This is a genomic window from Actinopolymorpha rutila, assembly GCF_013407855.1.
Classification (GTDB): Bacteria; Actinomycetota; Actinomycetes; order Propionibacteriales; family Actinopolymorphaceae; genus Actinopolymorpha; species Actinopolymorpha rutila.
Genome location: NZ_JACBZH010000001.1, coordinates 6,102,189 through 6,128,624, shown reverse-complemented (window position 1 = coordinate 6,128,624; position 26,436 = coordinate 6,102,189). Strand labels below are relative to the sequence as shown.

Sequence of the window (26,436 nt, the reverse complement as noted above, 5' to 3'; positions counted from 1 at the left end):
CCTTCCAGCTGCTAAGCCGGATACTGCACCGACCAGGACATCAGGCCCGGCCCCTTGGTCATGCGCGCCCAACACAGTTCGCATCGAGGGGCTCAGCCGTGCCATCCACGTGCCATTAGGCGAGGCCAGGGGGTGCTAGCGAGGCCGCTCCAGGCCGACCATCCGCGACATCCGTTCGCGTACGCGCTCTGATCTTTACGATTCGCAAGCTGACCGTCGCTGTGGCCTCGCGAGCTCCTCTATGTGCTTCAGCGTTTGGGTGTAGACGAGTTCGGCTTCTTGCGTCGCATCGATGAATCGGACGTCTGGACGGTCCAGCTGCTCGAGGTAGTCCCACACGTGTGGGTGACCGGTCAGGATCTGGGCGGCTGTTGATCGTGTGCCGCCGCTGTCCTCGTGTCGGCGGGTGATGCGTTCGACGGCGACGCGGCGAGGGCAGCGCAGAATGATCGGGAGGAAGGACACCTCTGGCAGCTTCCCGACGATGGCGTCCAGGCGCTGCCACTGGAACTCCCAGCCCATACTCATGTCGATGACGACCGAGCAGCCTGATCCGAGAAACGTCTCGGCGAGCGTGAAGAGCAACTCATAGCCAGCTCGGAAGGCGTCGGAGCTCTCAACCTTCCCTGACAGCACGTCTCGGATCGTCCCTCCGGCCGCATCCGAGTTAAGGAGCGGCAGCGACAGTTCACGGCTCAGCCACTCCGCGACCTGGCTCTTGCCGGCACCAGGGAAGCCACCGATCGCGACCAGGGCCGGACCCTCCACCGGAATCGCTGCCCTGTGCTCGTGCACTGCGCCCTCCCGGAGCTGCCCTGTGACGTTGGGGGTACGTACAGCAGCGAAGTACAGCCACGCCAACGACCACTGTCGACTCGTGCCGACCCGAGATGGCGAGACGCACCCTTGAGCGACCGCCGTCGACCTGGCTGCCGCTAGTTCACATCGAGGGGATGAGCCGCTCCGATGTCGCGCCTACTCGTCTGCTTTTCGACTCTCGCCCTCGAAGACTCGATGCGCCCGTCCGGTCCCTCCTGATTGCCGGCTCGTTCCGGGAATTCGAAAGGCGCCGAACAGCAGCGGGAGGAGGATGGGTACCCCCAGGCCGAGCGCCAGGAGGATCACCCCGTAGATGGTCTTGTCGAAGGCGAGCAGGACCACGCCGGCGATGATGAGCGCCACGACTGAGAGCACGAGCAAAAGGCTACGCCCCAGCCGGTGCAGCCGGTGATCTTTGGCTTGCACTCCCGCTGACCGGCTCCGCTGAGAAACTACGATCTGGCTGGTTGTGAGGACGACGTGGATCCCTGGGGCCTCACGCCAGTGCGGGCCGAGCCCTGCGGCACGGCGGACGCTCGCAGGAGGGACGGACGGTGACGAGCGAGGCATGGTGGACCACACCGACGGCTCAAGCGAGCATGCAGGCGATCGGTGAAGCTGTGGCGCGGGAGTTCGGAGAGGCCAGCAAAGAGGACGAAGCTGGCCCGTTGTCGCGCGGATACATCGGCAGGCGTCTGGACCATGCAACGCAGGCCGTGGTCGTGGTCGTCGATCCCGAGGTCGTCGACATGCTGCAGCTCACCGAGCGACTGTCCTCCGCACCCGGAGTCGGAGGCATCCGCCTGCGCGTGGAGTCAGGCGCCCACACCGTGGCAGAACTGCTCGAAGCACAAGCGGTCCTCAGGGAACGCGCCTGGCATCCGCGGGCCGCTCAAGTGCCAATCGCCTTTGAGCTCGGAGCCGACTCACGCTTCATTGTCACGTTGCCGCAGGAAGACGAAGACGTGGCCCGCGCACTAACAGCTCGCCTCGGCGACCGGGTTCGCATCGAGTGGGGGACGGCCCGCCGAACGCCGAGACGTGCCCCTCAGGAGCCCAGATCCAACCCGTTGGATTGACAACAATATGACCCCAACGACCTGCAACGCCGACCGACGATGAGCACCTGGCCGACGATGGTAGGAGCGGAGACGAACTGGTCGCGATCGAGCTGCCTGTAAGAGGCGCAAGGGCCGACAGGTCACCCGACACAGATGCGAGGGTATCGCCGCGTGCAAGTGCAAGATCAGCGCCAGCCACGGCAAAGTATTGATCTCCTCCATGCCATGGTTGGTGCAGTCTCCCGCTGACCAGGCAGTTTGGCGTCTTCGCAGGTCAGCGGCCCTCGTTAACTCTCCTTGCGGAGCGTTCTCGCGCGTTCGCGCTCGTGATCGTCTCCCAATTCTCCCAGTAGCGTTGCCAACGGCCGATCCTTGACATGCTGAGGTATGGACGAGGAGCCGGTGTATGTCCGATCTCCCGGAGGATGGTCGCCTCCAGTTGGGCGGAGAGGAGGCAGCGATTGGCTTCCGCCCGGCGGAGCCGCAGTCGACCTGGAGGATGGGCCGTGGTGGCTCCGGCGGGCCGCGCATCTGCCAGTGATCCAGCGGTGGACTGAAGGATGGATGTGCCATGGCCGTTTCATCGTCGAACCTCCGCCCGGGTACACGCCGAGACCCGACGAGATCGCCCACCCTTGGGGAGAGCTGCGCCGCGACGGTTGATGGTGGCAAGGTCGGTGTCCCGGCATACCGCGGCACTGCCAGCTGACGCATGGAGTGGAGGCTAGAGACTGGCCTGCGAGGAGGCCGGGAAGCCAACCACCGTGGGTCGCTGCGGTCTAGGATCGCTTGCGTGACGGTAGCCGTTGACCCATGGGGATCGCAGGAACCGCCGCTGATCGCCGAGGAGGATCTGCCTGCCCTGCCAGAGCGCATCGACCGCTTGGCGAAGCTGGATACCCCGGTGCGGCTTACCGACCTGGGAGAGGACCCGGAGTCGTGGGAGTCGCCGTCGGCAAGGGACCTTCCGGAGGTAGAGCTCTTGCGCCAGGACGGCTGGGTCTTGGCGCCGGAAGAGTCGTTCCTGGCGTTTCTGCCCGCCGTGTGGCCGACGGAACATCGGGGCTGGGTTCGGAACCGGGTGCCGTCGGTGTGGCTGTGTACCTACCCCGGTCCACCTGCGGTAGCGCCACTCACCGAGAAGGACCGCTGGAGGGACGCGGAGTCCCGGGAGGACTACCCCTTCCATCTCGAAGGGACTGGCATCCCCGTTCCGTCGAGATTGGGAAGGATCTGGCTGCTCCGCTCACCCGTTGAGGGCGCAAGCGTTGAGCAGCTCGTCCAGCGAGTGGTCGAGCGGGCGCACCAGCGAGCCAGACAAGACGGTGAGGCCGATCCGTGGGACGGCAAACCGTACTTCGTGGAAGCGGCTCGCGAGGTCCTCGCTGAGGATCCCGCCCGGTGAGCCCCAGGCCGGCGCACCACCGCCACCCCCTGGGAAGAGCAGGGTCTGCCTGCGCACAACCCAGGACGGAACTAGGGACGAACGGATCCCCGCGCTAGCCGAGCCTGACCCCCGCCTTGCAAAGGCCATTTCACCGTTCACGGTCCGCTGAGCGTGGATTGCCGACGCGTCCGACAGCACGTGTCTTGACCGTGGATCACCGCCACGGACCAAGATCAACCTTGGCTTGGGGCACGCGGAGGGCACGGAGACTGGCAGCTTGGGAATCGTAGAGATTGGAGCGCGTACGGGGCCTGCTGACGGCGGTTGGTGGCCTGCAGTGACCTCGCCGGCACCCTCTGGCCCCGGCTAATGGCATGTGGATGGCACGCCAGACCTCCTCGATGGGAACTAACGGCGCACCGATCGGTGGCGATCGCTCAGTGGTGCGCCTCGCCATATCTCCGGTCGGCATTCGTCACCACCGGCCGGTGGCGTGGCCGTGCTTCGCTGCCGTACGAGGGGCTGGCGGCGATCCTCCAAAAGGAGCGATCATGTGCTCATGGACCCTGAGCAAAGTGGGGACGACCTGCGGCGACAGATCAACGAGGCTGCGGCTGAGGCGGCGAGGGATGTGGCAGCTGCGAGGCAAGCACGCCCCGAAATCGCCGTGTGGTGGGAAGACCTCTCTAATGCCGAATTCGTACAGAGAGTGTCTGAACGGATGAACGCGGAGCAAGCCGAAACGATCAGGCGGTGGCGTAAGACGGGTACCTGGCGGGAGGTGGCCAAAGAGTGCTATGAGGCCTACCTGACAACTTGGGGCATCGGCTGGACGATGCCGGGTCACCAGGAGGTCGGCCAACTCATCTGTAATGCTGCTGCTCGCCGACTAGACGAGAACCCCCGAGCAGAACCATGGAACTGAGTGAAGTCGAAGCCGTGGAGCTACGCATTACGAGTGGGTATTTGTAGGAAGGTCATTTCACAGATTCCGGCTCGCTGACTGTGGACTGTTCCTGGTGGGTGTGGGTTGTTGAGGGTTGGTGACGGCCGTTCGGGGCCACGTCAGGGGCATCGCCGGGCGGGACGCTCTGTTAGAGGTCGCGGGCGTGAAGGATGGCGCGCAGGTTGAGTGGGCGGCGTAGCTCGGGTCGTTCGAGGCAGTCGACGATGACCGAGGTGCCGAGCCAGGTCGCTCCGGCGTCACCGACGAGCTGGTGGCAGGCGAGTGCTTGGGAGCCGGTGGCGATCCAGTCGTCGACGAGCAGGACGCGATCGCTGCTGGCCATCAGGTCGCGCCGGAACCCCAAGGTCAGGTGCCGGTCCTCGTAGTCCGGTGGTGTCGTGCGCTGCCACAGCCGCTCACTGTGGGCGGCGGGCTCCTCGTTCTTGCGGACCTCGACCAGCCCCACACCAAGGTGGCAGGCGACCAGGGCGCCGAGGAGACAGCCCCGAGACTGCAGCCCGAGGACCACGGTTGGATCCGTGTCGTTGAACTGGTCGGCCAGGGCAGGACCGAGCGCCCGCAACAGCTCAGGGTCGCGCCACCAGCTGGTCACGTTCGCCCAACTCGTGTAGTCGGTGCGATCACCGAGCCACTCGAACGTGCGCTGGAGACGCTCGCGCAGCTCTGTACCCGTGAGGACGCCATCCGCCATGACTGTGAGGATGCCCCATGATCCGTAGTGATCGATCCTCAGCTTGGGAATGCTGGGAAGGCCGTCCAGGTGGGTCCATGGCCGCTCGGTGCAGGCTCAGCTCAGGGCAGGTCGGTCCCCAGTGACCATGATGGTCTAGGGCCCGCGTTAGCAAGCGCGTTAGCAACGTCGCAGGGATGACCGCTGGCCGTGATGGGCCCGGTGTAGCCGCCCGAGACCCTCGAGTTATGGGCCGAGGATGGCCGACGGGACTCCGGCGAAGCCGTATCCTGATGCGCACCTGCGGGGGCGTGACCATGGTGGCTTGCCGTAGAAGGGGCGTCGCTATGAACGTACGCCGGACCTGGAATGGCTCGCCGGGGCGTTTGCTGGTGGCCTATGTGCTCCTGGAGTGGATACTCCTTGGCACTCGCGAGGCCGCGATGGGCGGACACGTCTGGGGAATGATCTCTGCGGCAATCTTCCGAACCTGGTTCGCGTGGCTGGTGTGGCATCGCAGCCGAGGCGCGTGGGTGGGCCTGCTAGTGCTCCATGCCCTGCCGCTTGTGATCATTCTTCCGATCGTCACTGCCCTCCTCCACATTGGTGGCGCCTCAATCAGTGGTCCCATTGGTCCCCCGATGACGCCGGCCGAGATGGCGGTCATCGCCCTGGTTCTGCTGAGGCCGATCGCCCAGGTCGTACTGCTCCTATCGCCAGCTGTACAAACGCACATCGGCTTGCGCCAAGCGCGAGACTCCACGCCCCGCATGCGATTCCTGGACGACCCCCCGCCGAGACACACGAATTAGGAACCCATCCTCACTCGTCCAGACCTGACCGCAGGTGACTCGTTTACGCGGCCAGGACGGCTCGCGCGTCCACCGATAGTCCAAGATCATCCGGGATGGTGTCTCGCTGGTGGTTGCACGCGGGTTGCCCGGTGGCCCGTGTGGCGATGGCGGCTGCGCATGTGGATGCTGTGGTCGTGGATGAGCCTGCTGTGATTTTCGAGGGCTGCCGGCCGTGGACGGAACCCGGGGCCTCTGCCTACGAGCCGGACCTTCTTGACGGCAAGGTGCTGCACTTCCATGACATGGATCTGTTGAGGATCGAGGTCGAGCCGGAGCTACGGCGACTCACCCTCTGGTTCCGGTGGGATTCGGACTGGCTGCCGACGGAGTTCCGCGACACTCCAGTAGCGCGCCTCGACGTGCACGGGGCGCGAGTTGTGGCCTGGGATGAGGAGCCGGTCGAGGATGTTCCGGCCGGCGTCGGCCGAGAGGTCCGCGCCCTGGACTTCCAGCCTCCCAATCTCGTCCATTGCGAGTCCTACAACATCGGGTTTACCGCTGAGGTCCGGCGAGTTGTCCTCGCTGTCCTACCGTCGGACGCCACATCGACGATGACTTGACCGACCCTGTGATCCGTAGGGGCAGGCATACCTCACTTGCCCCGGCTATCGGCCCGATGCATCAGCCGTTCTTATCGAACCGTGCACGGTGCAACTTGTCTGAGCGGCGTCTGCTCGTCGTCTCGCACCACTTGCCGATGCCCACGTGGCAGTACGGGCATGGCCAAAGAAGGGCGGCGGTTGTGGATCCTGGTGGAGGGTCGATCCCGAGCGCCGCGAAGACTTCTTTGAGGTTGGGGATGTCGTCTGGCAGAAGGTCGTCACGGACCATCACGCCAACGTCGTTGTCTTCAATGGCGGCGTAGGTCGGGTCGTTCTTGTCGATCCTGATCATCGGTGCGATTGCCGCAAGGATGGACCCCCCGCCGTCGACGAGCTGCGCGCCAAGAAGGGTTTCGTCCTCACCGTCGACGAGCTGCGCGCCATGCATGATCTCGTCCTCGCCGTCGACGAGCCGAGCAGTGACTAGTTCCCAACCGGGCGGCAGAGCCGTGACGGCGGTAGGTCGCCGTCGCCACCAGACGGGCTGGGATGGTTCGCTGGGCATGGGCACCGTCCTCGATGGTTCCGTCCAGCCGGACTCCCCGTGCGCGGGGACCGCAATCGTGCACGTCGACCGGCCATGATCGCCATCCCCGAGACCTCGGGTCGGACCGGAACGGGTCGGCTCTGGTCGTTGGCGTTGCTGTACTCGCTGCTGTACGCCGACGGACTATCGTCCGGGCATGGGAACCGGAGAGGCGACGGCCTCGTGGATGGACGACGCAATCGGACTGCGACTGCGTGCCTTCGGGGAGCAGCTTGAACGCGAACTCGGGTCCGCCGCCACCGTCCGCCGCCGGTGGGTTGAGGATGCCGGCATGGTGACCGACCTGATCCCTGTTCGTGCGGACGCGCTGCCAGCGACCTGGATCGACTTCGGTTCGGGCCTCCAGCTGGAAGCTGGTCAAGGTCCGGGCGGCTTCTGGGAGATCGACGAACGAGACGACCAGGCCGTGGAGTTCATAGAGTCAACCGTCCGCGCCGTGGTCGCCGGCCGGGTCAGCGAGGTGTTCGGCCCGAGCCGATCTCGAGTCGAGGTGATCTACGCCGATGGGTCAACCACTCACGAGACGGGCTACGAAGGCCCACGCGGTTGCGTCCCGGTGCCTGGATGGCGTCGCCAAAGTCACAAGGTGACGTACCGGCCGTACCGGTAGCCGACCCACTGCCTTGCAAAGGAACCTCGCGGTCCGCGTGCTGAGCGCGAATCGGCGTCGCGTTGGAGCAGGGGCGATCTAGCTTTCCGGGAACTCGAGGTGCTTAAGCGCCTCTCGGGGATGGCAGAGCGCTATCTCGCGTATGCCCCCGGCAGTGTCGGCGAGCGTGAGCTTGTAGACGTGGTGACGTCCGAGCGCCGACCACCTCAGTGGAACTTCTTCGATGGTGGTGATCTGCCCCGCCTGACAGTGCGGCTTTGTCACCGTCACCCAGACCACGACCCACTCGCCTGGCTTGATCGTGACGGGGAACGGCCGGACATCGCTCGCGTGGCCGCCCATCAGCTCACCGTTGCCGGGGACCGGCACCCAGCCCACAGCCGTGATGCCGTAGGCGTGGTCAGATGCCAGTCCGTCGATACGAACGGGAAACCTGCCATCGTTCGCCAGGTCGTAGGCGATCCTGCCGCGCTGCCCAGCTGGTGCGACCACGATGTAGCGGGTCGGTGCCACGCCGTCGGTCAACGCTTTGACCGAGCGAGTTTCCGGAGCCAAGAAGCTTCCCGTGGACAATGGCGAGTACAGCGACGAGTACACAAGCCACACCGCGACGACGACGATCACGACCAGGACGATGCCCCGCACGATCCAGGTCGCGCGCCTGCGTGACCTGCGCGCCCGTTGGTCCGAGACGCTAGCCGAATGATCTCTAGCGGTAGTCACAGGCGCCACGGCTCCCCCTCGTGATGCGAGTTGCTGGAGTGTAGCCACGCAGGAAGCCGGCGGCCAGACTCAAGGAGCGGCAGGGTTTGGCTGGTGTCCTGACTCGGGTCGCGGAGACCGGGGGGCCGTACGCTTCCGCGGCTCGGGCGGGTTCTTGGCCTGCCCGTTGTGGCCCGAGGCGGTCCCCCGGTCTTAGGGACCCGACCCGAGGGAGGTGGGTAAAGCCTGTCGGTCCGGCGACCACCTCAGCCACGGCTCCCTGACCGTTGTGTCGCCCGGTGAGCCCGAGGACGGCGCCCCTGCGCCGCCCGCAGGGCGGCCGGGCGGTTGCGCCGCGTCAGCGGCGCCTTGAGCGCTGTAAGTGCGTGCGGCAAGGCATAGACGGTGTTTACGAAGGAGAGCTGCAGATCGAGGTCTGCCCGCACTGCGCTCTGCTCCAGCCCCCAGACCTTCGTACCCTTGCGGCGAATCCAGCCCATGACCCTGTTCGTCCAGCGCTCGTAGTCAGCCGAGATTGCGCCCATCGCATCGGCCTGCGAACCGATCTTGCTGACCCCGATGTCCGAGTCGGTCATTCGACCGGGCGACCAGAAGAGGACCGGCGAAGCGTTGGAGTCCACCAAGCCCTGCCGGGCAGCGGGCCGTAAGCGGTCCCAGTTGACTCGATTGAAGAGGCTGGCCTTGGTGGGCTCAGTCATCGCAGGGTCGCCCGGTCGAATGACCGACGGTGGGCCGAAATCACGATGCACGACCATCACTTGGGGCATGGTCAACGCCTGGTCCCGTGTCAGCACAGTGGGCGGAGAGTCAACCAGTGGCCACGGGTGAAGGCTCGCCTTCACCGGCTCACCGATGTAGTCGAGCAGTTTCGCGTGATCGTCCGGAGTGGCGAAGTAGTAGACGGCGGCGACCATCCGGACAGTCTGCCATCGGCATGGGCGCGCATCACTCTCCGCGGCAGATGCGGACGTTCACTTGGTGAACTGGCGCGTGACCGGCTAGGAAGCCTTGGGTCACGGGCAGCGAAGCTTGCGCCCTAACTCCTCCATCACGGCTGCATCGCCCGAGCCGGCGCCGCCGCGGGCCCAGGGGTCAGGTGCCTTGCGCTCCAGCCAGCGCAGGACTTCAGCTGGGTCGGCATGTCCGCCTGCACTCAGTCGTGCGTCGACAAGATCAAGCGGTGCGACGCGGTCCTGGACCCTGCGCCAAACGATTCGGCCCTCGTCGGTGTCATAGATCAGCCAAGTTGGCGCATCCCCGGATGATGTGACGCACGCGCAGATCCACAAGGCATGGGTGGCGATCGGTCGGGCCTCGAGCGGTCGACCCGCACCTGAACCGATGGACGCGGCCACATCAAGGATCTCCTCGACGCCAGCCACGGCTGGATCCTCAGGTGGTCCGGAGAACATTCTTCCAGCCTAATGACCTCAGCACGGCGCCGCCCCGGATTACCGGCCCCTCAGTGTCAAGCCGTGCGCATACGCAGCCATGCACCATCAACGGCAAGAGCGCGCGCATCGCGGCAGATCCGGTTGTTTCAACACGGCGCGGTTCGCCATCTGGCCAGGTGCGCACCCCGCAGACTGTCCTTCGTAGATCCAAGCATGACGAGACGATAGGAACGACGTTCGTGTTCGCAATGCGCTCCCGCACCCGCGCGGCTATCGCGGCCTATCCGGTCGCCCCAGTGATCTACAGACGACCCGTGCTTCGCACTCTGACGGGGCTGATGCTCGGAGGCATGACAGCCCTGCTCATCTGGCTGTTGTTGTCGCCACCTGGAGCTGACCCGGCTTGACGGACATCCAAGATCAGGGTTTCTGCCCTGGGGAAGGATGTCGGACCATGGAGAGCATGGGCAAGAAGAAGCCGCGCCCGCGTCGCTCGTTCACGCCGGAGTTCAAGGCCGAGATCGTGGAGTTGTGCCGGCAGGGTGACCGGACGGTCGGTCAGGTCGCTGCGGACTTCGATCTGACCGAGACCGCGGTGCGGGACTGGGTCAAGCAGGCCGAACGCGACACCGGGGATCGGGTCGACGGTGGGCTGACCAGCGTCGAGCGGGAGGAGCTTGCCCAGCTGCGTCGGGACAACCGGCGGCTGAAGGAGGATGTGGAGATCCTCAAGCGGGCAACGGCTTTCTTCGCGAAGGAGACCCGGTGAACGTCTACCCGTTCATCGAGGCGGAGAAGGCCGGCGACCACAACGTCAAGCGGGCGTGTGAGTTGCTGGAGGTCTCCCGTGCCGCCTACTACGCCCACCGCACCAGCCGGGTTTGTCCTCGTGCGCGCGAAGACGCCGAGCTGACCGAGCAGATCACGCAGCTGCACACCGCGTCCAAGGGCCGCTACGGAGCTCCCCGCATCCACGCCGAACTGCGCCGGTCCGGCAGGCGGCACGGCAGGAAGCGGGTGGCCCGGCTGATGCGACAGGCCGAGCTGGCCGGGCGGACACCGAAACGGTGGAAGAAGACCACGATCGCCGACCCGGACGCGGCCATCCGGGCGGACCTGATCCGCCGGGACTTCACCGCCGACGCCGCCTCCATCAACAGCCGCTGGTGTGGCGACATCACCTACGTGCCGACCTGGCAGGGCTGGCTGTACCTGGCCACCGTCATCGACATCTCCTCCCGCAAAGTGGTCGGCCAAGCGATCGCCGACCACCTGCGCACCAGCCTGGTCGCCGACGCCCTGACCAACGCCGTCGCGGCCCGCGACCCCGACGCCGGCGTGGTCTTCCACTCCGACAGGGGCTGCCAGTACACCTCGGCCCAGTTCGCCGACCTGGCCGCCGACTACGACGTCAGGCTGTCGGTAGGCCGCACCGGTCAGTGCTGGGACAACGCCCTGGCCGAATCGTTCTTCGCCTCGCTCAAGGGCGAATGCCTCAACACCCAGCCCTGGCCAACCCGAGCACACGCCCGACACGCCATCGTCGACTACATCGCCTGGTACAACAACACCCGACTCCACTCCGCCCTCGGCTACCAAACACCCACCGAGTTCGAACACGCCAACCAAGACCAACTCACCGAGCAGACAGCTTGACCAAGCCATCAAACCTGTCCGTCAACGCGGGGCAACTCCAACGGCGCAGTGCCCCAGTACAGCAGACAAGTACAGCAACCAGGCCGGCCAGACCGATCCGGCCATGATCACTAGCAACCCGCTGAGCTGCGCAAACACCACTCGTCGACCATCGCGCCCGTTGATGGCATGGAGCGGGTCGGTCCACAAGCGGTCCGGGATGCTGCGCCCGACCCCTGCGCGTGTGCTGTCTTGGGTCCGAGCCACCCTTGTGGGTGCCATGATCAAGCCATCGTCAGCAGCGTAGGAGGTGAGTGCCTTGAACCTTCCACTCGTGGCCGTCGACCGCGGCAGTTGGGTTGGTGTGTTCGACTCAGAGGCCGAGCTCACCGGATATGTCGAGTGGGTCGCCGTCCTGGACGACGAGTACCAGCTGTGGGATGCGGCCGGCCGCCGGCTCCAGCTGTGCGCGACTGCTGACGGCAGGATCGAAGTAGCGAGCACCTGCAACGTCGAACCGGAAGCGCTGCGCAACACGCTGGCCGAGTACATCAGTGCAGCGACCGCACCACTGTCGCCGGAGACCGACCTCAACCCTTGCGAGCTATCGCTGGGCGCCTTGATCGAGGCGTGCCGGCCGCTCGAGTAGCTGGCCTCAGCTTGGCCCGGCGTGGTCTCAGTTGTGGTCTCAATTCCCACTCGTTCGAGCCCGTTCAGCACCCACTCAAGCGCCCCGACCCACGCCTGAACGATGCCAGCCAACCACGCCCAAACAGCCTCCGTGCTGCCTCGTAATGCGTCGCTCCGATTCGCCTCACGCGCACCCAGCTAGCCGCGACACCAGGCGACGACAAACACGAGACTAACGACCTCATGGACGAGCGATCCAGGTGTTGCGGGCCTCCGGATCAGGCGGCCGGGCGTGTTCCCAGGGCGGGATGGTGGCGGGGCCGCTGCCCATGAGTCTGCCCATGAAACGGAGTCTTGAAGGGCCACGGAGGACACTTCAGACACTCGTTCGGCCAACGTTGTCGCAGGTCAGCGGCATGTTGAAGCTGCGCATCGCCTTTTGGATCTGATGATGAAGAGGTTCGAGTCCTCCCACCCCGCCGCCTCCGAGCAACCCGACGCGAAAGGAAGGCGGTCGGGGCGCTGAATGGGTGCCGGTTACAAGCTGCGGAGCGCCAGCGAGACTGCGAGCGGTTCCTGCACCGGCCGGGCGTGACCGGTGTGGCGCCCTCCAGTTACCGGGCAATCGCGCGAGTGGCCAGTTCCCTTGACCCATCCTCAAGCGATCCGCTTCGCCGCCCGCGCTTCTCGGGCCCGCGTCTGCCATGCGGGTGACGCCGGGGGAGGATCGCTGCCGAGGCTGGGCTACCCCGCCTGGTCGACGCCCCATCCAGCGCCGCCAGCTCAGGCGGTGCGCACGGCAGAGGTCCAAGCCTCGACGTTGACGAGCGGACGGTGAGGGCGGGAGGAGCCGTTGCCCAACCGAGGTGGCTCGATTGGACGGCCGATCTCGGCGACCGGTGGTGGGGTGGATTCCTGCGCTGGCAGCATTGACTGCCGATCATGTAACGGGGTGGGAGGAGACGTGACGGTGCCCAGGGAGTCGAGTACGGCGGCGGAAGTGACCGGCTCGATGTCGCCGGAGGTGGCGTTTGGGCGGCCGGAATTGGCAACGGCCGGCGAGGGACGGTTCTCGCTGGATCGGTTAGGTCGGCGAGTGGTGTTCCAGGTGCACACTCCGCCAGAGACGGCGCCGGCAGGGCAGCCTCGTTTCCTGCCGTCCGGGACTCCGGCCTGTGCGGTCGGGCAGATGGTTCACTACGTCGACCTCGATGGTGGGGGCACGGTGCAGGTCGGCCCGGATGGCGCTAACTCCTGGCACCCGTCGTGGTCGCCGGACGGGCAGACGGTGGCGTTCTACTCCGATGCCGGGGGCAGCCCGAACCTGTGGGTGCATGACGTGGCGAGCGGGACGAGCCGGCTGGTGAGCAAGGTAGGTGTCAAGGCCAAACTGTGGGTTGGGGATGAGCCTCAGTGGGTGCCGGACGGCAGCGAGGTTCTCGTGCCGGTGGCCCCGGATGAGGAGGGCACCGACGGGGAGGAAGCCGCCTCCCCGGCTGAAGGTCGGCCGACGGCACGGGTCTACCGCAGCAGGGACGAGCCCGACGACACCGGTTCCATTGTCGAGCTCAACGAGCATTACCTCCGTGAGAACAACGCTACGATCGCCGCGATCAACATCGCCGACGGGAGCGTTCGGGTGCTGGTGGCCGCGGATGCCACGCCAAGGCCGAGTGCCGCGCAGGTGTCACCCAGCGGCAGGTGGGTGTCGTATCTGTCCGTTGCCCTGCAGGATCAGTCCGAAGATGCGCCCACGTCGGGGTGCTTCCATGACCTGCTACTGATGTCGACGGCAGGCGGTCACGCCGCGGTCGTTGCCAGCCACATCGCCCAGTCGGAGTCCCCACCCGGCTACTACCTCGATACCTACATCTGGCACCCGACACGGGATCAACTGTTCTGGATCGACCAGGGCCGCCTGTGGACCGTCGAGATCGACGACAAGCCCGGCCAGCCGCGACGGTTGGCGCCTTCGCTGGACACCTTGACTGTCACGCCACTACTTCTTACCCGAACGTGCACGTCGCTGATCATCGGGATTGGGAAGGGCGAACAGGCAACCACAGACCATAATCCGGTTCCCCACCAGCTTGGGGTGGTCCCGCTCGACGGCAGCCCGCATACTGTCATCGCCCCGCCGACCGACCTGGCAGATCCATACGTGGTTCGGCAAAGTCACGCTGTCGCATGGGAGCCCCAGCCAGGTGCAATCGCTGTTCAGATGCGGAACCCATCGACGACTGAGCCTGTCCTGCTCCGCGTCGACACCACAACCGCCACGATCACCAGATCGTGGCAGGGACCCGCCAAGCTGGACACCGTTGGTGCCACCCCCGACCACCGCAGTCTGGTAGCGGCCTACGAAGACTTCCGGCATCCACGAGACCTGTGGATCCTGGACAGTGAGGGCCACCGGGAGCGGCAGCTGACGACCGTCAACCCCCTCCTGTCCGGCGTACGACTAGGCGAAGTCGACACATTCCAGACCCGTGTCCCACAACACGACGGCACCTTCGCCGATGCCACGACCGCCGTACTCCTGCCGGCCGGGGTCCGCCGGGGAGATCACCTGCCCGCCATCATGTTTTGCTACCCGGGAGGCCGTGTCTCCCACCGCTCAAACCAGTTCGGCGGCGGAATGCCATCGTGCCTGCCGCTCACCCCGTTCTTCGACCGCGGCTACGCCGTCCTGCTCGCGGAGGCGCCCATCGGCCCCGACGGCCAAGCAGGCAACCCGCGGGCAGAACTCGCCGCCGTCCTCGTTCCGCAGCTCTACCACGCGGCGGAGCTCGGTTACATCGATCTCGAACGGGTTGCCTTGTCGGGACACTCCTACGGCGGATACGGAACGGCCGCGACCATCAGCGCCACCAACGCCTTCGCCGCCGCCGTCGCACTCCAGGGCATGTACGACCTGACCAGTAGCTACAGCAGGCTCACAACCGGCACAACCACCTCGATGTACTGGTACTTCGAAACCGGTCAGGCCCGCATGGGCGCCCACCCGTGGAAAGCGCCACAGCGCTATCACGACAACTCGCCCTACCACCAAGCCGACCGCATCCAGACGCCCCTGTTGCTGATCCACGGCGCTGACGACGACATGTGCCACGTCGATGACGCCGGAATGCTCTACAACGCATTGAAGCGCCTCGGCCAGGACGTCGAACTGGCCATCTACGACGGCGAAGGACACGTGCCCTACGAATGGTCACGAGTCAACGCCGTCGACGCCCTCCATCGCGTACTCGACTTCCTCGACCGACACCTCAGCGGCTAAGACACACTGATCCAAGCGCCGTTACGTAGCGCATGCCTTGTGCCAGTGATCTCCGGACACCGGGCACCACGTGATCAGCGACGCCGACCGACCCATCGTCGTGTCCACGTGATGCGTGAGCCTCGCCGCCGGGTCACACTCAGGTAGACGGCGCGTTTGGAGGAGCCAGTGGAAGACCTGTCGCATGGTCTTTGGATCGGTGGTCCAGCTGCTGCCGGCAAGACGACAGTGAGCCGCCTGCTCGCAAGGCGGCACGGCCTGCGCCGCGTCGCCGCGGCCGTCGAGCAGGGTGGCGTCGCCGTGGATCCAGGTGACGGCTTCGGCTCCCCGCTGGCGGCGTGCGTAGCCCAGCATTGTGGCGCTCGGGTCGACGCCGATCACCACACGGCCCGGCGTTGCGAGTGCGCGGTGAGAAGCCCCGTGCCTCAGCCGAGGTCGATGATCTTCTTGGCTTCGATCGCGTCGGCGAGTGACCGGTAGTAGGTGTGGTCGTCGCCGGGAGCATTGTCGATGTCATACAGCTCGACGAGTTGCTCATCCCGATACGGGTCCGTAGGCATGTCGCCGGACGTTATCGGTACAGCAGCCATGTACAGCAACGGCTAATGGGCAGTGACCAACTACAAGATCGCAAACGGGGCGGGTTCGGCCCGGGTTGGGAGGGCAGATGCACCGCGACTCCGCCTGCGTTGGTGGCTTCCGATTCAGCGGAGGTAGAGGTTGCCCAGGCGCAGGGCCATGTCGATTGCCTCGGTATTGTTGAAGGTGATCGTCCAGTGGAGGCGATGGAGTGTGCAGTGTGCCCAATAGCGCCGCATCAGTGTCGGGTCGAGTACACGGGTGAGGTAGTTGTCGAGGCGATCGATGGCTTCTTGGTGGACCTGCGGGTGGTTCGCCTGCATCCAGGCGCCCAGGGTGAGGTCGGCGCGGAGTCCGACGAGGGCGAAGCATCGGTCGCCGCGAGCGACTCCGCCGTTCCAGTCGACGATGCCGCTGATCTGACCGGTCTTGTCGAAGAGGACGTTAGGCGGCGTGTAGTCAGGATGGACAAGATCGTCGCCGGTCAGTTCGTCGGGTCCGTCGTTGCCGACGTCACGGATCAGGTCGAGCATCCGCCGGGTCCTGTTGTCGTAGCCGGCTAAGAGGTCGTGTCGCGGGTAGTCGGGGTTGCTGCGCTGCAGCCACAGTTGTCGGAGGGGTACGTCAGGGCGATCGGCGAGTGCGCCTATGAAGTGTTCGTTCATAGCCAGCATGGCCTCGATAACCGGACCATTGGCGACCTTCGGTGGGCTGCCGGGCAGGCGTTCCTGCAGGATCAGGACGGTCCAGAATTCGTCGTCGAGGCGGATTGGCTCCTGCCGCGGTACCGGTAGTCCTCTACGACGCAAGGACTCCACTACGCGAGCGGTCTGTTGCATCTGCGCCAGTGGCGCGTTCGTCCTGGTGATCACTCCTTCGCGACCGTCGGGCCAGCGCACGTAGGCCGCGCCGGAGGTCTCGCCCTGCTCGGCTTCGCCAACCAGCGTCAGCCCGTAGCCCCGCTGATCGTTAGCCACCCCGACCAGTTGCTCCGCATCCATCGAACCGCTCACAGACCATGCTCCCTCTACCAACAGGAACTGCTACGAGACCATTCGCCAGCCGGATCGGTGAGCCTACGACAATGGCTCGAACCCGCCCTCCGAAGCCATCTGACAGCATTGATCCCGGACGCTGGGTCCCACGCTCCCGCCATCCTCGGCCCGATCCGTGGGCGCACGCTCGCCCTGGCGGGCGGGACGATGTAGAGCATTGAGTGGCCCCGACTGGCAAGCATGATGGCACAGCGTCAAGCACCGTCTGAACCTGCCTCGTCAAGCACCTACCGGGACAGGACACGCCTCCGTAACTCTGCATTGCTGATTCCGGCTTTCCTACATCAAGGCGCCGCTGACGCGGCGCAACCGCCCGGCCGCCCTGCGGGCGGCGCCGGGGCGCCGTCCTCGGGCTCGCCGGGCGGAAGCCGGTGGTGACACACTCAACGAAGACCTCAGAGGGCTCCGCCCTCCGAACCTCCCGGTCCTCTCTCCGGCAGGGGAGCCGACTCCTCTGCCATCGGACGGCCACCGCAAGCGGCGTACCCGGAACCTGCACAGGGCTGCAAGGCCAAGCCTCGCGGTCGACGCGTCGAGCCTGGCAGCCCTGTGCAGAACCCGGGTGCGGTCAAGCTGTTCGACCGACGGCAGAGGAGCCTCTCTCAGACATGTGGACTCAAAAGCAGGACCCCGCCCTGTTCCCTGTCCCCGATGCCTTCAGCGGCAATTGTCGAGCCAATCGAGGACGGCTGGAACGACGCTATTTGACAGAGCCGGTTCGGTGTTGCAGGTCCGGTGGTCGAGCCCGCCGAACTCCATGAGGGTGACGCCGCGCTGAGTTAGGGCGTCGCGGGCGCGCGGTATGCCACGTGGTCCGCTCACCCGAGGACGATCTCCGGAGCCGGCGTACACGAGCTTTGGACACTGCATCGCCGCCAGCTCGTCCAACCAGTCGAACCGCCGGTACCAGCGCCAGAACGCTCGGGACGCGATCGGGATCTGCTGCTCGCGGTCCGCCCGGCGCATCCAGGCGTCGGTTGGAGCGCCCATCGGTGACCACCCACCCGCGACCATCCCTGTCACGCGAGGAGTGGCTTGCGCAATCGCCAGGGCCATGGCACCACCCTGGGAGTAGCCCCAAACGACGAAGCTGTCCACGCCCTCCTGGTTGAGGACGGCGAGGACCTGTTCGTGTACGCCGGCCAGCGGATAGTCGGACGGCCGGTCGCTCCAGCCGAAGCCCAACGGCTCGATTTGGATGACGGTGTACCGATCGGACAACGGCGCCATCAGGTCGTAAATCCTCGGTAAGCCGTGTGGCTTCACTAGAACAAGAGCCGGGCCGGACCCGACGACGCGGTACGAGATCCCGTGACCGGCGAACTCTGTTCTGCCAACGCGCGCCGCTTCCTCCATAGTCATCAGAACTTACCGGCATACTCGATCAACCTAGTGTTCGCACCAGATCGGCGACATCACCTGGACGTTCCACGTGTATGTCGTGATCGGAATCGAGCAAGACTGCACTGAGCTTCCGCCGGACGGCGAGTCGGCGAAGCGCATCGTGAAACGGACCTGGGTTGCGAGCTGCAAGCGCGAGGGTGACCGGGCATGAGATCGCTTCATACGGCTCGGCCACCACCGTTGCCCAGCCCCGTTCGATCATCAGGCGATCACCGACGGTAGGTCTGACCCAGAACAGTCCGTCACCTCCTCGGCGAATGCCTCGGCGAACCATCGGGCCGTAGGCACTCCAAGGCTGCAGCCCCGGCGCCCGCTTCGCATCCAGGATCAGCTCGTCAACCTCAGCCTGCGTATATCCCCGGGCCAACAATGGGTCCGCACGAAGCTGTGCCAACCGCTCTTCGACACAGACTGGGCGGTAGGTCGTCGACCAGGCCGCGTCGTCAACGGCGATTGCCTGATCCAGGCACAGCACGCCGGCCACGTTCGGTTCATCGGCCGCGAACGCCAGCGCGTCCCATGCGCCAACCGAGTGGCCGACCAGTACTGGCCTGACCAAGCCAAGTCCATCCACGACCGCTCGGACATCGCCAGCCAAGTTTTCGATGGCGTAGCTATCCGCACCCGAGGAACGCCCGTGTCCCCGACGGTCGTAGGCAACGACGGTGAAGTCGTCTTCAAGGCCAGAAACCAGCCGAAGCCACGACAGCGAGTTCGTTCCATAGCCGTGAACCAGGACGACACACCTCGCACCTCCGCCCCACATCCGGACAGCGAGCCCCACGGCGCCGCTACGAACCACCATGTCCCGCGCACGGCGACATTCCCCAAGCGAGGCATCGCTGTCCATCGTCAGACCGTCCTGTTCACAATCCTGCCGCTTGCGCCGAACCTACCGACCAGGAGGTTGCGGGCCACCCACGGGCCATTAGCCGAGGTGTCGGGCGGCTACTCCAGGCAACTCACGACCGGCCATCCGGGCGTGAGACCGTCCACAGGACGTAGACGCACGTTTCCCAAGCTGACGTTCTCGGTGCCGCCCGCGTGCCTGGACACTTGCGTGGCGGGACTATCGCCTTGTGGCACGGAAGACGAGGAGTCGGGAGTCGGCCGTGACCGGCTCGTTCTGCCAGCCGCCCCACACGTCGACATCGCTGAATCCGGCACGTTCGAGGTCGGCGGCGATGTCGTCGGCGGTGCGGAAGTACAGCACGGTCGTGGTGCGGCTGGAACGCCACACGAGGCACTCACGGAGGTGACCGAGCGAGGTGTCGCGCTCGGTAGAGATCTGAGCCGGGTCCCAGCGCTCCCACTCCTTGGCCTCGGGGTTGCGGGTTTCGAAGCTGATCACCCCTCCGGGCCTGAGTGCGGCCCCCAGGCAGCCCAGGACGGCGGGGTAGTCCCCGGGGGTGATGTGCATCATCGTGTTTCCGCTGCTCACGGCCAGGTCCGCGTCGGCGGCGTCGGCGAGCGTAGTTGCGTCGCCGTGGATCCAGGTAATGGCTTCGGCGCCGGGCTGGCGGCGTGCGTAGTTCAGCATCGTTGGGCTCGGGTCGACGCCGATGACCTCGCGGCCTGGCGTTGCGAGCGTGCGAGTGAGGAGCCCGGTGCCGCAGCCTAGGTCGATGATCTTCTTTGCTTGGATCGTGGCGGCGAGCGCCCGGTAGTACGTGTGGTCGTCGCTGGCGGCGTTGTCGATGTCGTACCGCTCGACAAACGCTTCATCTCGGTACGGGTCCCCAGCCATGTCGCTCCACGCTATCGAGATCGTAGAGCGCCGTCGCGTAGCTTCCCGCGAGAGCGGCTGCAAGGAGGCCGCCGGTCGGCCGGACGCCGGTCGTACAGCAGTGAAGTACAGCTATGCCAACAACCGCCGGCGACCCGTCCCGACCCAGGATGGCGTGACGCCTCAGGCGTGGCAATGGAAGAGTCGGCGATGTCAGGAGGTGGGCCGTAGCCAGCGGTCGTCCTGGACCTCGGGCGGATCCCATCCTCCGCGGGGTCGATTCCGCGACGTTCCAATGCACGTAGCGTTGGTCGGTCGCCGTCGGGCGGAGTCTGTTTGTTCGGTCTCAAGTTCACCGCCCTGGGATGCGCTCGACCACTGAGCGGATCTCGCGACGGAAGGCTGACATTCCTTCGGCAAGTAGGGAGCGATCGCCGGGAGTGGGGTCGCTGCGGTAGACCCGTACGGCCGCAGCGACATGAGCCTGCGATTTGGGCGAGAGCTTGTCCAGTACCCAGGCAGCGGCGTCGAGCTTGAAGTGGACGACGTCCCCGGTGGTGAGGCTGAGCAGAACGCGGCAGAGCCGCAGGGTCAGCCCGGCGGGATGGCGGTGGTCATCAAGGACGATTGCGTCATTGAGTTGGGCGAGCAACTCGGCCTCGATCTCAGCCCAGTCCGGGAGAGGAACGATCTGCTCCGGCCGAAGACCATGAATCAGGACGTAGGCGCCGGCGAACCATTGTGCCCGTTTGATCGCCCAGTTCTCGTCGTTCTCCTCGACTGGCCGGTTGAGGTCCCGAGGTCGCCGTGTGGAGCGGGCCTCGTCCAGCAGGACGTACCAGGCGTCGAGCTGTGGGATGGCGAGGTCAGCGCAGATGGCGGTGTGCATTGTCTTGACTTGCTCGAGGTCATGACTTTCCGGGGCGTGCCGGACGACGATGTGCAGGTCCACGTCGCACGGCGACCCGCCAGGAGCCAGCTGGCCCCCGTAGAGCCACATTGCAACGAGGTTCTCGCCGAGGAGATCGCAGAGGCCACGGGCCAGCCGAACAGATGCCGACTTGGCCGGTTCGCCGACCTCGGCAAGCCGACGTTCGAGTTAGCGTCGTTGGGCGTCACCGGCAGGTCTCCGGACCAAGTGCGGTGAGGTCCACGTGGACCGCGGACGGTGCTCGGGCCTCGTCCGCGTCGTCCGTTCGGTAGCGCATGGAGATCTCGTCCTAGCCACGTCGCACGATCTACTTCGGATGCACGCGAACAGGGAACAGGCCGACGTCCGCACATGCCGCCATCCGCGATCATGCCGATTTGAGTGCGCCCGCCACGCGAAGCCGTGGGCGTCTCGCCCGTGGGAGGATGCCATCGTGCGAGGGAGAAGGTCGAGATCTGCTGACGGATTCGCCGCGAAGGTGACCCAGAGTTCGGTGGGCCCGGACGGCCTGTCCAATGTATGGCCACGTCCGGTCTACGACCGCGCGTGGGTGGACGCAGACGGCACGGCTTGGCGAATGCGGGGGAGCGCGTTGGACGCCAAGGAGGCCCGCAAGTTGATGAGACGCCCCGACGTCCGTGTCGTGCTCGCCTATTCGCGAGACGTTGATGAGGTGGTGGGGGCCGATAGGGAAGCCCTCCTGGCCCGCGTGGAGGGGTTCCTGCAAGGTAACGCGCCGGCCTACAGCCGGTTCGAGATGGGCGACTTCCGAGACCCCGACCGTCGAGTATTGCTCATGATTCAGGAGAGTTGCTGACGCGGTCGGCGGGGCGCGATTGGACAGTCGAACGCCCCACCCCGCTGCATTGTGCGCGGGGACTGACCAACAGTCATGACTGCTCACGAGGAAGGCGGCTGGCTACCTTTGAGCCGCTGGACTTCCCCCGCGAGCGAGGATTCCAAACGTTCAAGAACGCGCCGCACCTCGCTCTCGCCACCCCTTTGCCGGGTCTCCCGGTAGTCCCAGTAGCGCTCGTACAGCCACTCAGACGCGATCGCGCTCGCCCACAGGCCCAGGCCATCGAGCTCGCGGACCAGGCCGTCGACCGGTGTCCCGAAGACCTCGTTGTTGTGGACCAGGATGTCCGTCAGCGGATGATCCCCAGGCTTCCCGTTCGGCATGTGACCAACGTAGAGCCAGCGGCGCCCGACGTGCCCCGACGCGGGTCACTGTGAACGCACGGATTTGCCGCCGAAGGTGGAGCACGACCATGCCAAGTGCGCGGGTGATCACAGTTCGCCGTTCGCTGCGCTTACTCTGTCCTCATGCGGAACTCTCCGTGGCCCGGCTCGTCGGGGGAGGCCTTTGCTCGGATGGTGAGGGACCGCCTTCGCGGGGTGCCGGGCGTGACTACCGAGGTGAGACGAATTGACCCCGAGGTGAGCACTCCAGAGTCGTTCCTCGTCGACGTGGGGTGGTCCGAGGGCGACATGGTGTGCGAAGTAGCTGACAGCATCGATGGGGTGCGCGTCATGGACGACCACGGGGAGGACGTCTCCGTGGAGGCTTCCCTGAGGTACATCGAGGCCCGAGTTGCTGGATCCTCCAAAGAAGCGGCGTGGCGCTTCGCGCGCGGGTGGTGGTAGCCGCTACCGGACCCGGGCCCTCAACTGCCAGCTGATGAGGCTCCTGACCAGAGCAAGACCGGTCACCTTCGCCATCGACTCAACCACCTGCTCTTCGCCGACCTGCGGTACTCCTACGGTCAGTGATTGTCAGGTCACCGGTAACCGCGTCTGCCGCGATCCGCGCGAATCGTCAGGCTCGGTGTGGATGAGCCGCGGGTCAGCAACAATGAAGCCATGTGGACGGACCGCGGACTCGGGTTCGCACTTTGGCCGAGGAAACCGGGGTGGATGATCGAACCGATCGATGACCAGCTCGACGGTCGCAGCCTCAGCGAACTCCCCCCACGGGATGCGGCAGATGTGCTGGAGCTGGTCGCCTGGCTTCAACCGGTTCGAGCGGGGGCGGTCGCCCTGCCCGTCCTCACCGTTTCCGCGGTACTGGACCGGACCGGAGCCGCGTCTGGATGGTTGCCGCTGATGTGGACTCTGACGCTGACTCTGATTCTGATCCTCCCGATCTACATGCTCGCCTTGGGACTGATCCGAGCCACACTCGCCCGCTCCCCACACAGCGGCATTCCGATCCGGAAGGCGCACCCGAGGGCAGTCACCGCGACCTACCTGGCACCCGCCGTGGCAACGGCACTAAGCCTGCTGCTGGGAATCGTCGCCCACTGACGCTCGCCCCTCCATCGACAATCGGCCCCCAACCACGCCCGGACACGCCGCTGATCGACCTTAGTCCAGGCATGCTGAGGGCCTGGTCACGATGCGGCGTCACCTTCGCCGCTCCAACCCCGGCCGCACGATCGGTCAGCTGTACATTGCGTTCGTGTCCGGTACGCGCATGCTCATCGTCGGTGGGGCAGCCGTCACGGTCGCTGTCCTGGTCTCCGGCTGCGGCCCACCAGGGACCGGAACCATAGGTGTCGGGGTGGATGCCGCTGGAAAGCCCGTCGCCTATCTGCGGGTGTGCCCAGGCGAACACATGGACCTGGCCCGCTTGGACGCCGAGCCCCTCAAAGACAGCACCCCAAGCGTCGGCGCATGGGGCGCGCGGCCTGCGGTAACCGGCTCAACGTCGTGGTCGTTCGACCGGCCCGATCACGGCTGGGTCGCCAAAGGGCCCGCGCCGCAGCTGGAACCAGGCGTCATCTACAGCCTCTCAGCGGGAGCTAAGGACGGGTCAGGGACAAGCGGTTACGTCACCTTCACCACCGAAGACCTGCAAGCGATGAAGCCGGGACAGGTGCGCATCTACGACACCACCCGCGAGGTACCGGCGGCCGAACCGACCGGCACCCTTGAACAACAAGACCGCGACGAGAACGACAACTTCATGCGCGTCGTCAGCCAGCACCAATTCGAGCAAGCCTCGCTGATGTGCGAACCCTAGAGACCTGTCGCGCATCACCCGAGACATCACAACCAGCTCGAGCAGCGACAGTTTGTGACCGCATATAGGGCCAGGCAGCCGACAACGGCAGCTGTCACAACCGAAGCCGTCGCCAGGCGACGATGCCGAACCCGCACTTCCCGTCGCGACGCACGAAGCCACTCGACGCGGCCGTAGCCAGCCAGAAGCAGCACCGGCACAGCCACCGCGACCGTCAGCGCTGGAGCCGCTACGAGGCCAAGGCCCACAAGTGCGACCAGGCCACATGCGGCAAGTCTGACCGCCGCCTCGCCCAGCCCGTCCAGGACCCGCTCGCCAGCGAACACGAACCACGCCGACAGCCGGGAATCTCCACCGGGAGCGCGGTGCCTCATAGCCGAGACGTTGACACGTGTACCGGCCGCAGGCAAGTGCACGCCCCGTCCTCCTCGAAGGCCAGTCTCCGGCCTCCACTCCAGCCGTCCAGGGCGCCTTCGGCGTCACTTCGTGATCGGCTCCGCCGACCCTTGACCGCCTCCGCTGCGACCCCTTCAATCTGGCTGGTTGCGAGGACGACGGGGAAGTGTGGTCGCCGTCTGCAGACGAGCGCTGGGGCCGCCACGCAAAGCACCCGCCGCGCGGCACCCAGGCCCGGTCCGTCGACCACCACGCGTCACGAGATGCGCTTCGCACGGCTACGAACGTCTGCAGTACGCAGCGAACAGGCGTACGGCATAGTCCGTCTTGTGCACGACGGACCGGCCAGGAACGATCTCCCCGTTGTGATCGTCGCGGCGTCGGTCCGCGGATCGTGGCGAGGCGCCGTCATGCCCTGCTCCTTTGGTGTTGTGTTCGTGGTGGCGGGCATCGCGTTGGCGACCCTCGGCATCGTGCTGTCCGGTGTCGCCTGGATCCTGGTCGGCGTTCTGCGGGCTTTGTGGTGGGCGAAGGTGTGTACCACCAGCCAGCTCGTCGACGACGGTGACCACCTGGTCTGGATGTACCAAGGCGAGCGTCGTGAGGTCGTCGCCTGGGAGCACCTGAAGCACCTGCTGTTCCAACGCTGGGCGCGCCAGCTCGTCTGGGCAGTCGATCCCAACGGAGGTGGGCCGTTCCCGTACGTGCTGATCGACTCGCGAGCTGACCCGCCACTAGAGGCTTCCGCCAGTTCGCCGAAATCATGGTCATCAGCCGGGCCGAGCTGGAAGCTGCGGACAACGCCCTGGCAGAGGTCTGTGAGCGTCACGGAGTCACCTACCACGGGATCTGGTCGGACTGGTGAGCGGCGGCATCGACCGCACCCCAGGCTGACCCACCGGCCTGCGATACGAGGAGACGATGAGCACCCAGCCGACGACATGCAAAGGCGGGAAGAGTGGACACCGGTCGGTCGGGCAGGCGGCCAGGGAAAGGCTTACTTCACAGTCAGAGTGATCGTCCAGAGGATGGCGGCGGCGAGTAGAAGCGCCAGGCCGATGATTACGCCGACCAAGCCGGAGATGGAACCGAATGCCTGGCTCCATGGTCCATCGGTGTCATCGTGCGCCCCGATCCAGTCGCGGCACCTGCTGTTGGAGATCAGGTACGTGCCGCCGGCGCCCACCAGCAGCACTCCACCAATGACGGTGAGCCAGGCGGCGAGGGACGAAACGGTTCCCGCGGAGCATCGACCCTAGTCTTCCGTGTGCTCGTCGGCTCTACCCCACGGAAGAGCACGCGAGTCCGCGGGATAGATCAGGTGCCAGAGCACGACCGCGGGGGCCAGTAGAACACCGCGGCCAGGAGGGGGTAGCCGGGCCGGATACCTGTCAGCAAGCCACGATGGCCATGCGCCGCGGCCCAGTTGTGTACGAGCACGCACCATGCGACCCAGCCCACGACGAACATGACTCCCCACAGCCCCCGGGCCCGTGGCTTGGATCTACGGCGCGACCAGCGCCCCATGCCGTCACGAAACCGAGATGACCGATCAGTCATGCGATCGAGTATGCGCCCGAGGAGATCGGCCCTGGGATCGGTGCCGCGCCGTACGGTCAGGGCGAAACTCCCACAGGCCGAATGCCGCTGAGACAACGGCGCCACCACCGAAGAACGCCGTACCGAGGTAGTCGCTACCCCACCGAACATCCTGGAACATGGACGGGTAGTCGCGGTCGTAGACCACGCGGATCGGGTCGCCCCTTCCTACGGGAGGGTCGTCCACGAATTCGCCGGTCCAGTCCTCCACCTGGTGGCCGTCCTTGGTGGTGAAGCGCACCGTGATGCGCGGACCGTCACTCCCCTTCCCCGCCCAATACGGAGCATCCGTCCTGGCGAGGACCACCCCCTCCGCGACCTGGCCACGCGTAGCCAGGACGTAGCTGTCATAGGCGAGGACGATCGCAAGCGCGGCGAAGACGGCAGCCAACACTAAAGCTGGAACGACCGAGCGTGGAGCCCGTGGACCTCCGCTCCCCATCCCACGTAGTCCTCTCCGTGCATGTCCCGCCGCAGATCCACCGTCACTACCCCTAACGGGAGTATGCGCCACGTCGCAGGTCTGTGATGAGCGTGCAATT

At 65.8% G+C, this 26,436-nt stretch carries 28 protein-coding genes; 12 read left to right on the top strand and 16 right to left on the bottom strand.

Annotation, left to right across the window (positions count from 1 at the left end; all coding sequences use genetic code 11):
- Positions 1 to 195 precede the first annotated feature (195 nt).
- A complete protein-coding gene (locus F4554_RS27470) occupies positions 196 to 795 on the bottom strand; it encodes an AAA family ATPase (RefSeq protein ID WP_179790342.1) in 600 nt (199 codons plus the stop codon).
- Between the two features lie 180 nt (positions 796 to 975).
- Complete coding sequence (locus F4554_RS27465) at positions 976 to 1,194, bottom strand: hypothetical protein (protein WP_179790340.1); 219 nt, start codon at positions 1,192 to 1,194, stop codon at positions 976 to 978.
- Positions 1,195 to 1,373: 179 nt separating this feature from the next.
- On the opposite strand from F4554_RS27465, the gene F4554_RS27460 reads away from it, so the two are divergent.
- Together F4554_RS27460 and F4554_RS27455 are read left to right on the top strand one after the other, a co-directional pair.
- The gene (locus F4554_RS27460) at positions 1,374 to 1,898 is read left to right on the top strand and encodes a hypothetical protein (RefSeq protein ID WP_179790339.1); all 525 of its coding nucleotides are present in this window, start codon (positions 1,374 to 1,376) and stop codon (positions 1,896 to 1,898) included.
- A 775-nt stretch (positions 1,899 to 2,673) separates the two neighbouring features.
- Positions 2,674 to 3,285 (top strand): DUF5956 family protein, encoded by a 612-nt coding sequence (locus tag F4554_RS27455; RefSeq protein WP_179790337.1) that lies wholly within the window; start codon positions 2,674 to 2,676, stop codon positions 3,283 to 3,285.
- A gap of 1,076 nt (positions 3,286 to 4,361) precedes the next feature.
- Here the strand turns inward: F4554_RS27455 and F4554_RS27450 are convergent.
- Complete coding sequence (locus F4554_RS27450) at positions 4,362 to 4,925, bottom strand: phosphoribosyltransferase family protein (protein WP_179790335.1); 564 nt, start codon at positions 4,923 to 4,925, stop codon at positions 4,362 to 4,364.
- Between the two features lie 922 nt (positions 4,926 to 5,847).
- Here F4554_RS27450 and F4554_RS27445 point away from each other — a divergent pair.
- Entirely contained in the window at positions 5,848 to 6,318 is a 471-nt protein-coding gene (locus tag F4554_RS27445; RefSeq protein WP_179790334.1) for a hypothetical protein, read from the top strand.
- A gap of 61 nt (positions 6,319 to 6,379) precedes the next feature.
- Here F4554_RS27445 and F4554_RS27440 read toward each other — a convergent pair whose 3' ends face one another.
- On the bottom strand, positions 6,380 to 6,865 hold the full coding sequence (locus F4554_RS27440; protein ID WP_179790332.1) for a zinc finger domain-containing protein: 486 nt from the start codon (positions 6,863 to 6,865) through the stop codon (positions 6,380 to 6,382).
- A gap of 178 nt (positions 6,866 to 7,043) precedes the next feature.
- On the opposite strand from F4554_RS27440, the gene F4554_RS27435 reads away from it, so the two are divergent.
- A complete protein-coding gene (locus F4554_RS27435) occupies positions 7,044 to 7,517 on the top strand; it encodes a hypothetical protein (RefSeq protein WP_179790330.1) in 474 nt (157 codons plus the stop codon).
- 78 nt (positions 7,518 to 7,595) lie between these two features.
- Here the strand turns inward: F4554_RS27435 and F4554_RS27430 are convergent, their stop codons facing one another.
- The 3 genes from F4554_RS27430 to F4554_RS27420 form a co-directional block, all read right to left on the bottom strand.
- Positions 7,596 to 8,141: a hypothetical protein gene (locus tag F4554_RS27430; protein ID WP_179790328.1), complete on the bottom strand. Its 546-nt coding sequence runs from the start codon at positions 8,139 to 8,141 to the stop codon at positions 7,596 to 7,598.
- Positions 8,142 to 8,485: 344 nt separating this feature from the next.
- Positions 8,486 to 9,154: a hypothetical protein gene (locus F4554_RS27425; RefSeq protein WP_179790326.1), complete on the bottom strand. Its 669-nt coding sequence runs from the start codon at positions 9,152 to 9,154 to the stop codon at positions 8,486 to 8,488.
- A gap of 99 nt (positions 9,155 to 9,253) precedes the next feature.
- Positions 9,254 to 9,622 carry a hypothetical protein gene (locus F4554_RS27420; protein WP_179790324.1) on the bottom strand — a complete coding sequence of 123 codons (369 nt, stop codon included), beginning with the start codon at positions 9,620 to 9,622 and terminating at the stop codon, positions 9,254 to 9,256.
- Between the two features lie 466 nt (positions 9,623 to 10,088).
- Between F4554_RS27420 and F4554_RS27415 the strand changes: the two genes are divergently transcribed.
- From F4554_RS27415 to F4554_RS33865, 4 genes are all read left to right on the top strand, one after another.
- Positions 10,089 to 10,403 carry a transposase gene (locus F4554_RS27415; protein WP_179790280.1) on the top strand — a complete coding sequence of 105 codons (315 nt, stop codon included), beginning with the start codon at positions 10,089 to 10,091 and terminating at the stop codon, positions 10,401 to 10,403.
- Complete coding sequence (locus F4554_RS27410) at positions 10,400 to 11,290, top strand: IS3 family transposase (protein ID WP_179790281.1); 891 nt, start codon at positions 10,400 to 10,402, stop codon at positions 11,288 to 11,290. The genes F4554_RS27415 and F4554_RS27410 overlap by 4 nt, the downstream gene beginning before the upstream one ends.
- A gap of 313 nt (positions 11,291 to 11,603) precedes the next feature.
- A complete protein-coding gene (locus F4554_RS27405; RefSeq protein WP_179790322.1) occupies positions 11,604 to 11,918 on the top strand; it encodes a hypothetical protein in 315 nt (104 codons plus the stop codon).
- A 945-nt stretch (positions 11,919 to 12,863) separates the two neighbouring features.
- Positions 12,864 to 15,179: a prolyl oligopeptidase family serine peptidase gene (locus F4554_RS33865; RefSeq protein ID WP_179790320.1), complete on the top strand. Its 2,316-nt coding sequence runs from the start codon at positions 12,864 to 12,866 to the stop codon at positions 15,177 to 15,179.
- Positions 15,180 to 15,604: 425 nt separating this feature from the next.
- On the opposite strand, the gene F4554_RS33300 is transcribed toward F4554_RS33865, so the two are convergent.
- The 6 genes from F4554_RS33300 to F4554_RS27370 form a co-directional block, all read right to left on the bottom strand.
- On the bottom strand, positions 15,605 to 15,739 hold the full coding sequence (locus F4554_RS33300) for a hypothetical protein (RefSeq protein ID WP_272955916.1): 135 nt from the start codon (positions 15,737 to 15,739) through the stop codon (positions 15,605 to 15,607).
- A 144-nt stretch (positions 15,740 to 15,883) separates the two neighbouring features.
- Positions 15,884 to 16,771, bottom strand: a complete 888-nt coding sequence (locus F4554_RS27390; protein ID WP_179790318.1) for a phosphotransferase — start codon at positions 16,769 to 16,771, stop codon at positions 15,884 to 15,886.
- A 699-nt stretch (positions 16,772 to 17,470) separates the two neighbouring features.
- On the bottom strand, positions 17,471 to 18,169 hold the full coding sequence (locus F4554_RS27385; RefSeq protein WP_179790316.1) for an alpha/beta fold hydrolase: 699 nt from the start codon (positions 18,167 to 18,169) through the stop codon (positions 17,471 to 17,473).
- 28 nt (positions 18,170 to 18,197) lie between these two features.
- Positions 18,198 to 19,067, bottom strand: coding sequence for an alpha/beta fold hydrolase (locus F4554_RS27380; RefSeq protein WP_179790314.1), 870 nt, complete (start codon positions 19,065 to 19,067; stop codon positions 18,198 to 18,200).
- 219 nt (positions 19,068 to 19,286) lie between these two features.
- Positions 19,287 to 19,964: a class I SAM-dependent methyltransferase gene (locus tag F4554_RS27375; protein WP_179790312.1), complete on the bottom strand. Its 678-nt coding sequence runs from the start codon at positions 19,962 to 19,964 to the stop codon at positions 19,287 to 19,289.
- Positions 19,965 to 20,295: 331 nt separating this feature from the next.
- Positions 20,296 to 20,895, bottom strand: coding sequence for an aminoglycoside adenylyltransferase domain-containing protein (locus tag F4554_RS27370; protein WP_179790310.1), 600 nt, complete (start codon positions 20,893 to 20,895; stop codon positions 20,296 to 20,298).
- Positions 20,896 to 21,466: 571 nt separating this feature from the next.
- Between F4554_RS27370 and F4554_RS27365 the strand changes: the two genes are divergently transcribed.
- Positions 21,467 to 21,691, top strand: a complete 225-nt coding sequence (locus tag F4554_RS27365) for a hypothetical protein (RefSeq protein WP_179790308.1) — start codon at positions 21,467 to 21,469, stop codon at positions 21,689 to 21,691.
- An 83-nt stretch (positions 21,692 to 21,774) separates the two neighbouring features.
- On the opposite strand, the gene F4554_RS27360 is transcribed toward F4554_RS27365, so the two are convergent.
- The gene (locus tag F4554_RS27360) at positions 21,775 to 22,056 is read right to left on the bottom strand and encodes a hypothetical protein (protein ID WP_179790306.1); all 282 of its coding nucleotides are present in this window, start codon (positions 22,054 to 22,056) and stop codon (positions 21,775 to 21,777) included.
- Positions 22,057 to 22,281: 225 nt separating this feature from the next.
- On the opposite strand from F4554_RS27360, the gene F4554_RS27355 reads away from it, so the two are divergent.
- The 3 genes from F4554_RS27355 (at position 22,282) to F4554_RS27345 (ending at position 23,899) form a co-directional block, all read left to right on the top strand.
- A complete protein-coding gene (locus F4554_RS27355) occupies positions 22,282 to 22,521 on the top strand; it encodes a hypothetical protein (protein WP_179790305.1) in 240 nt (79 codons plus the stop codon).
- Positions 22,522 to 22,791: 270 nt separating this feature from the next.
- The gene (locus F4554_RS27350) at positions 22,792 to 23,181 is read left to right on the top strand and encodes a hypothetical protein (RefSeq protein ID WP_179790303.1); all 390 of its coding nucleotides are present in this window, start codon (positions 22,792 to 22,794) and stop codon (positions 23,179 to 23,181) included.
- A gap of 154 nt (positions 23,182 to 23,335) precedes the next feature.
- Positions 23,336 to 23,899: a hypothetical protein gene (locus tag F4554_RS27345; protein WP_179790301.1), complete on the top strand. Its 564-nt coding sequence runs from the start codon at positions 23,336 to 23,338 to the stop codon at positions 23,897 to 23,899.
- Positions 23,900 to 25,292: 1,393 nt separating this feature from the next.
- Here the strand turns inward: F4554_RS27345 and F4554_RS27340 are convergent.
- Complete coding sequence (locus tag F4554_RS27340) at positions 25,293 to 25,490, bottom strand: hypothetical protein (RefSeq protein ID WP_179790299.1); 198 nt, start codon at positions 25,488 to 25,490, stop codon at positions 25,293 to 25,295.
- Between the two features lie 357 nt (positions 25,491 to 25,847).
- Positions 25,848 to 26,285, bottom strand: coding sequence for a DUF3592 domain-containing protein (locus F4554_RS27335; protein ID WP_179790297.1), 438 nt, complete (start codon positions 26,283 to 26,285; stop codon positions 25,848 to 25,850).
- Positions 26,286 to 26,436 lie beyond the last annotated feature (151 nt).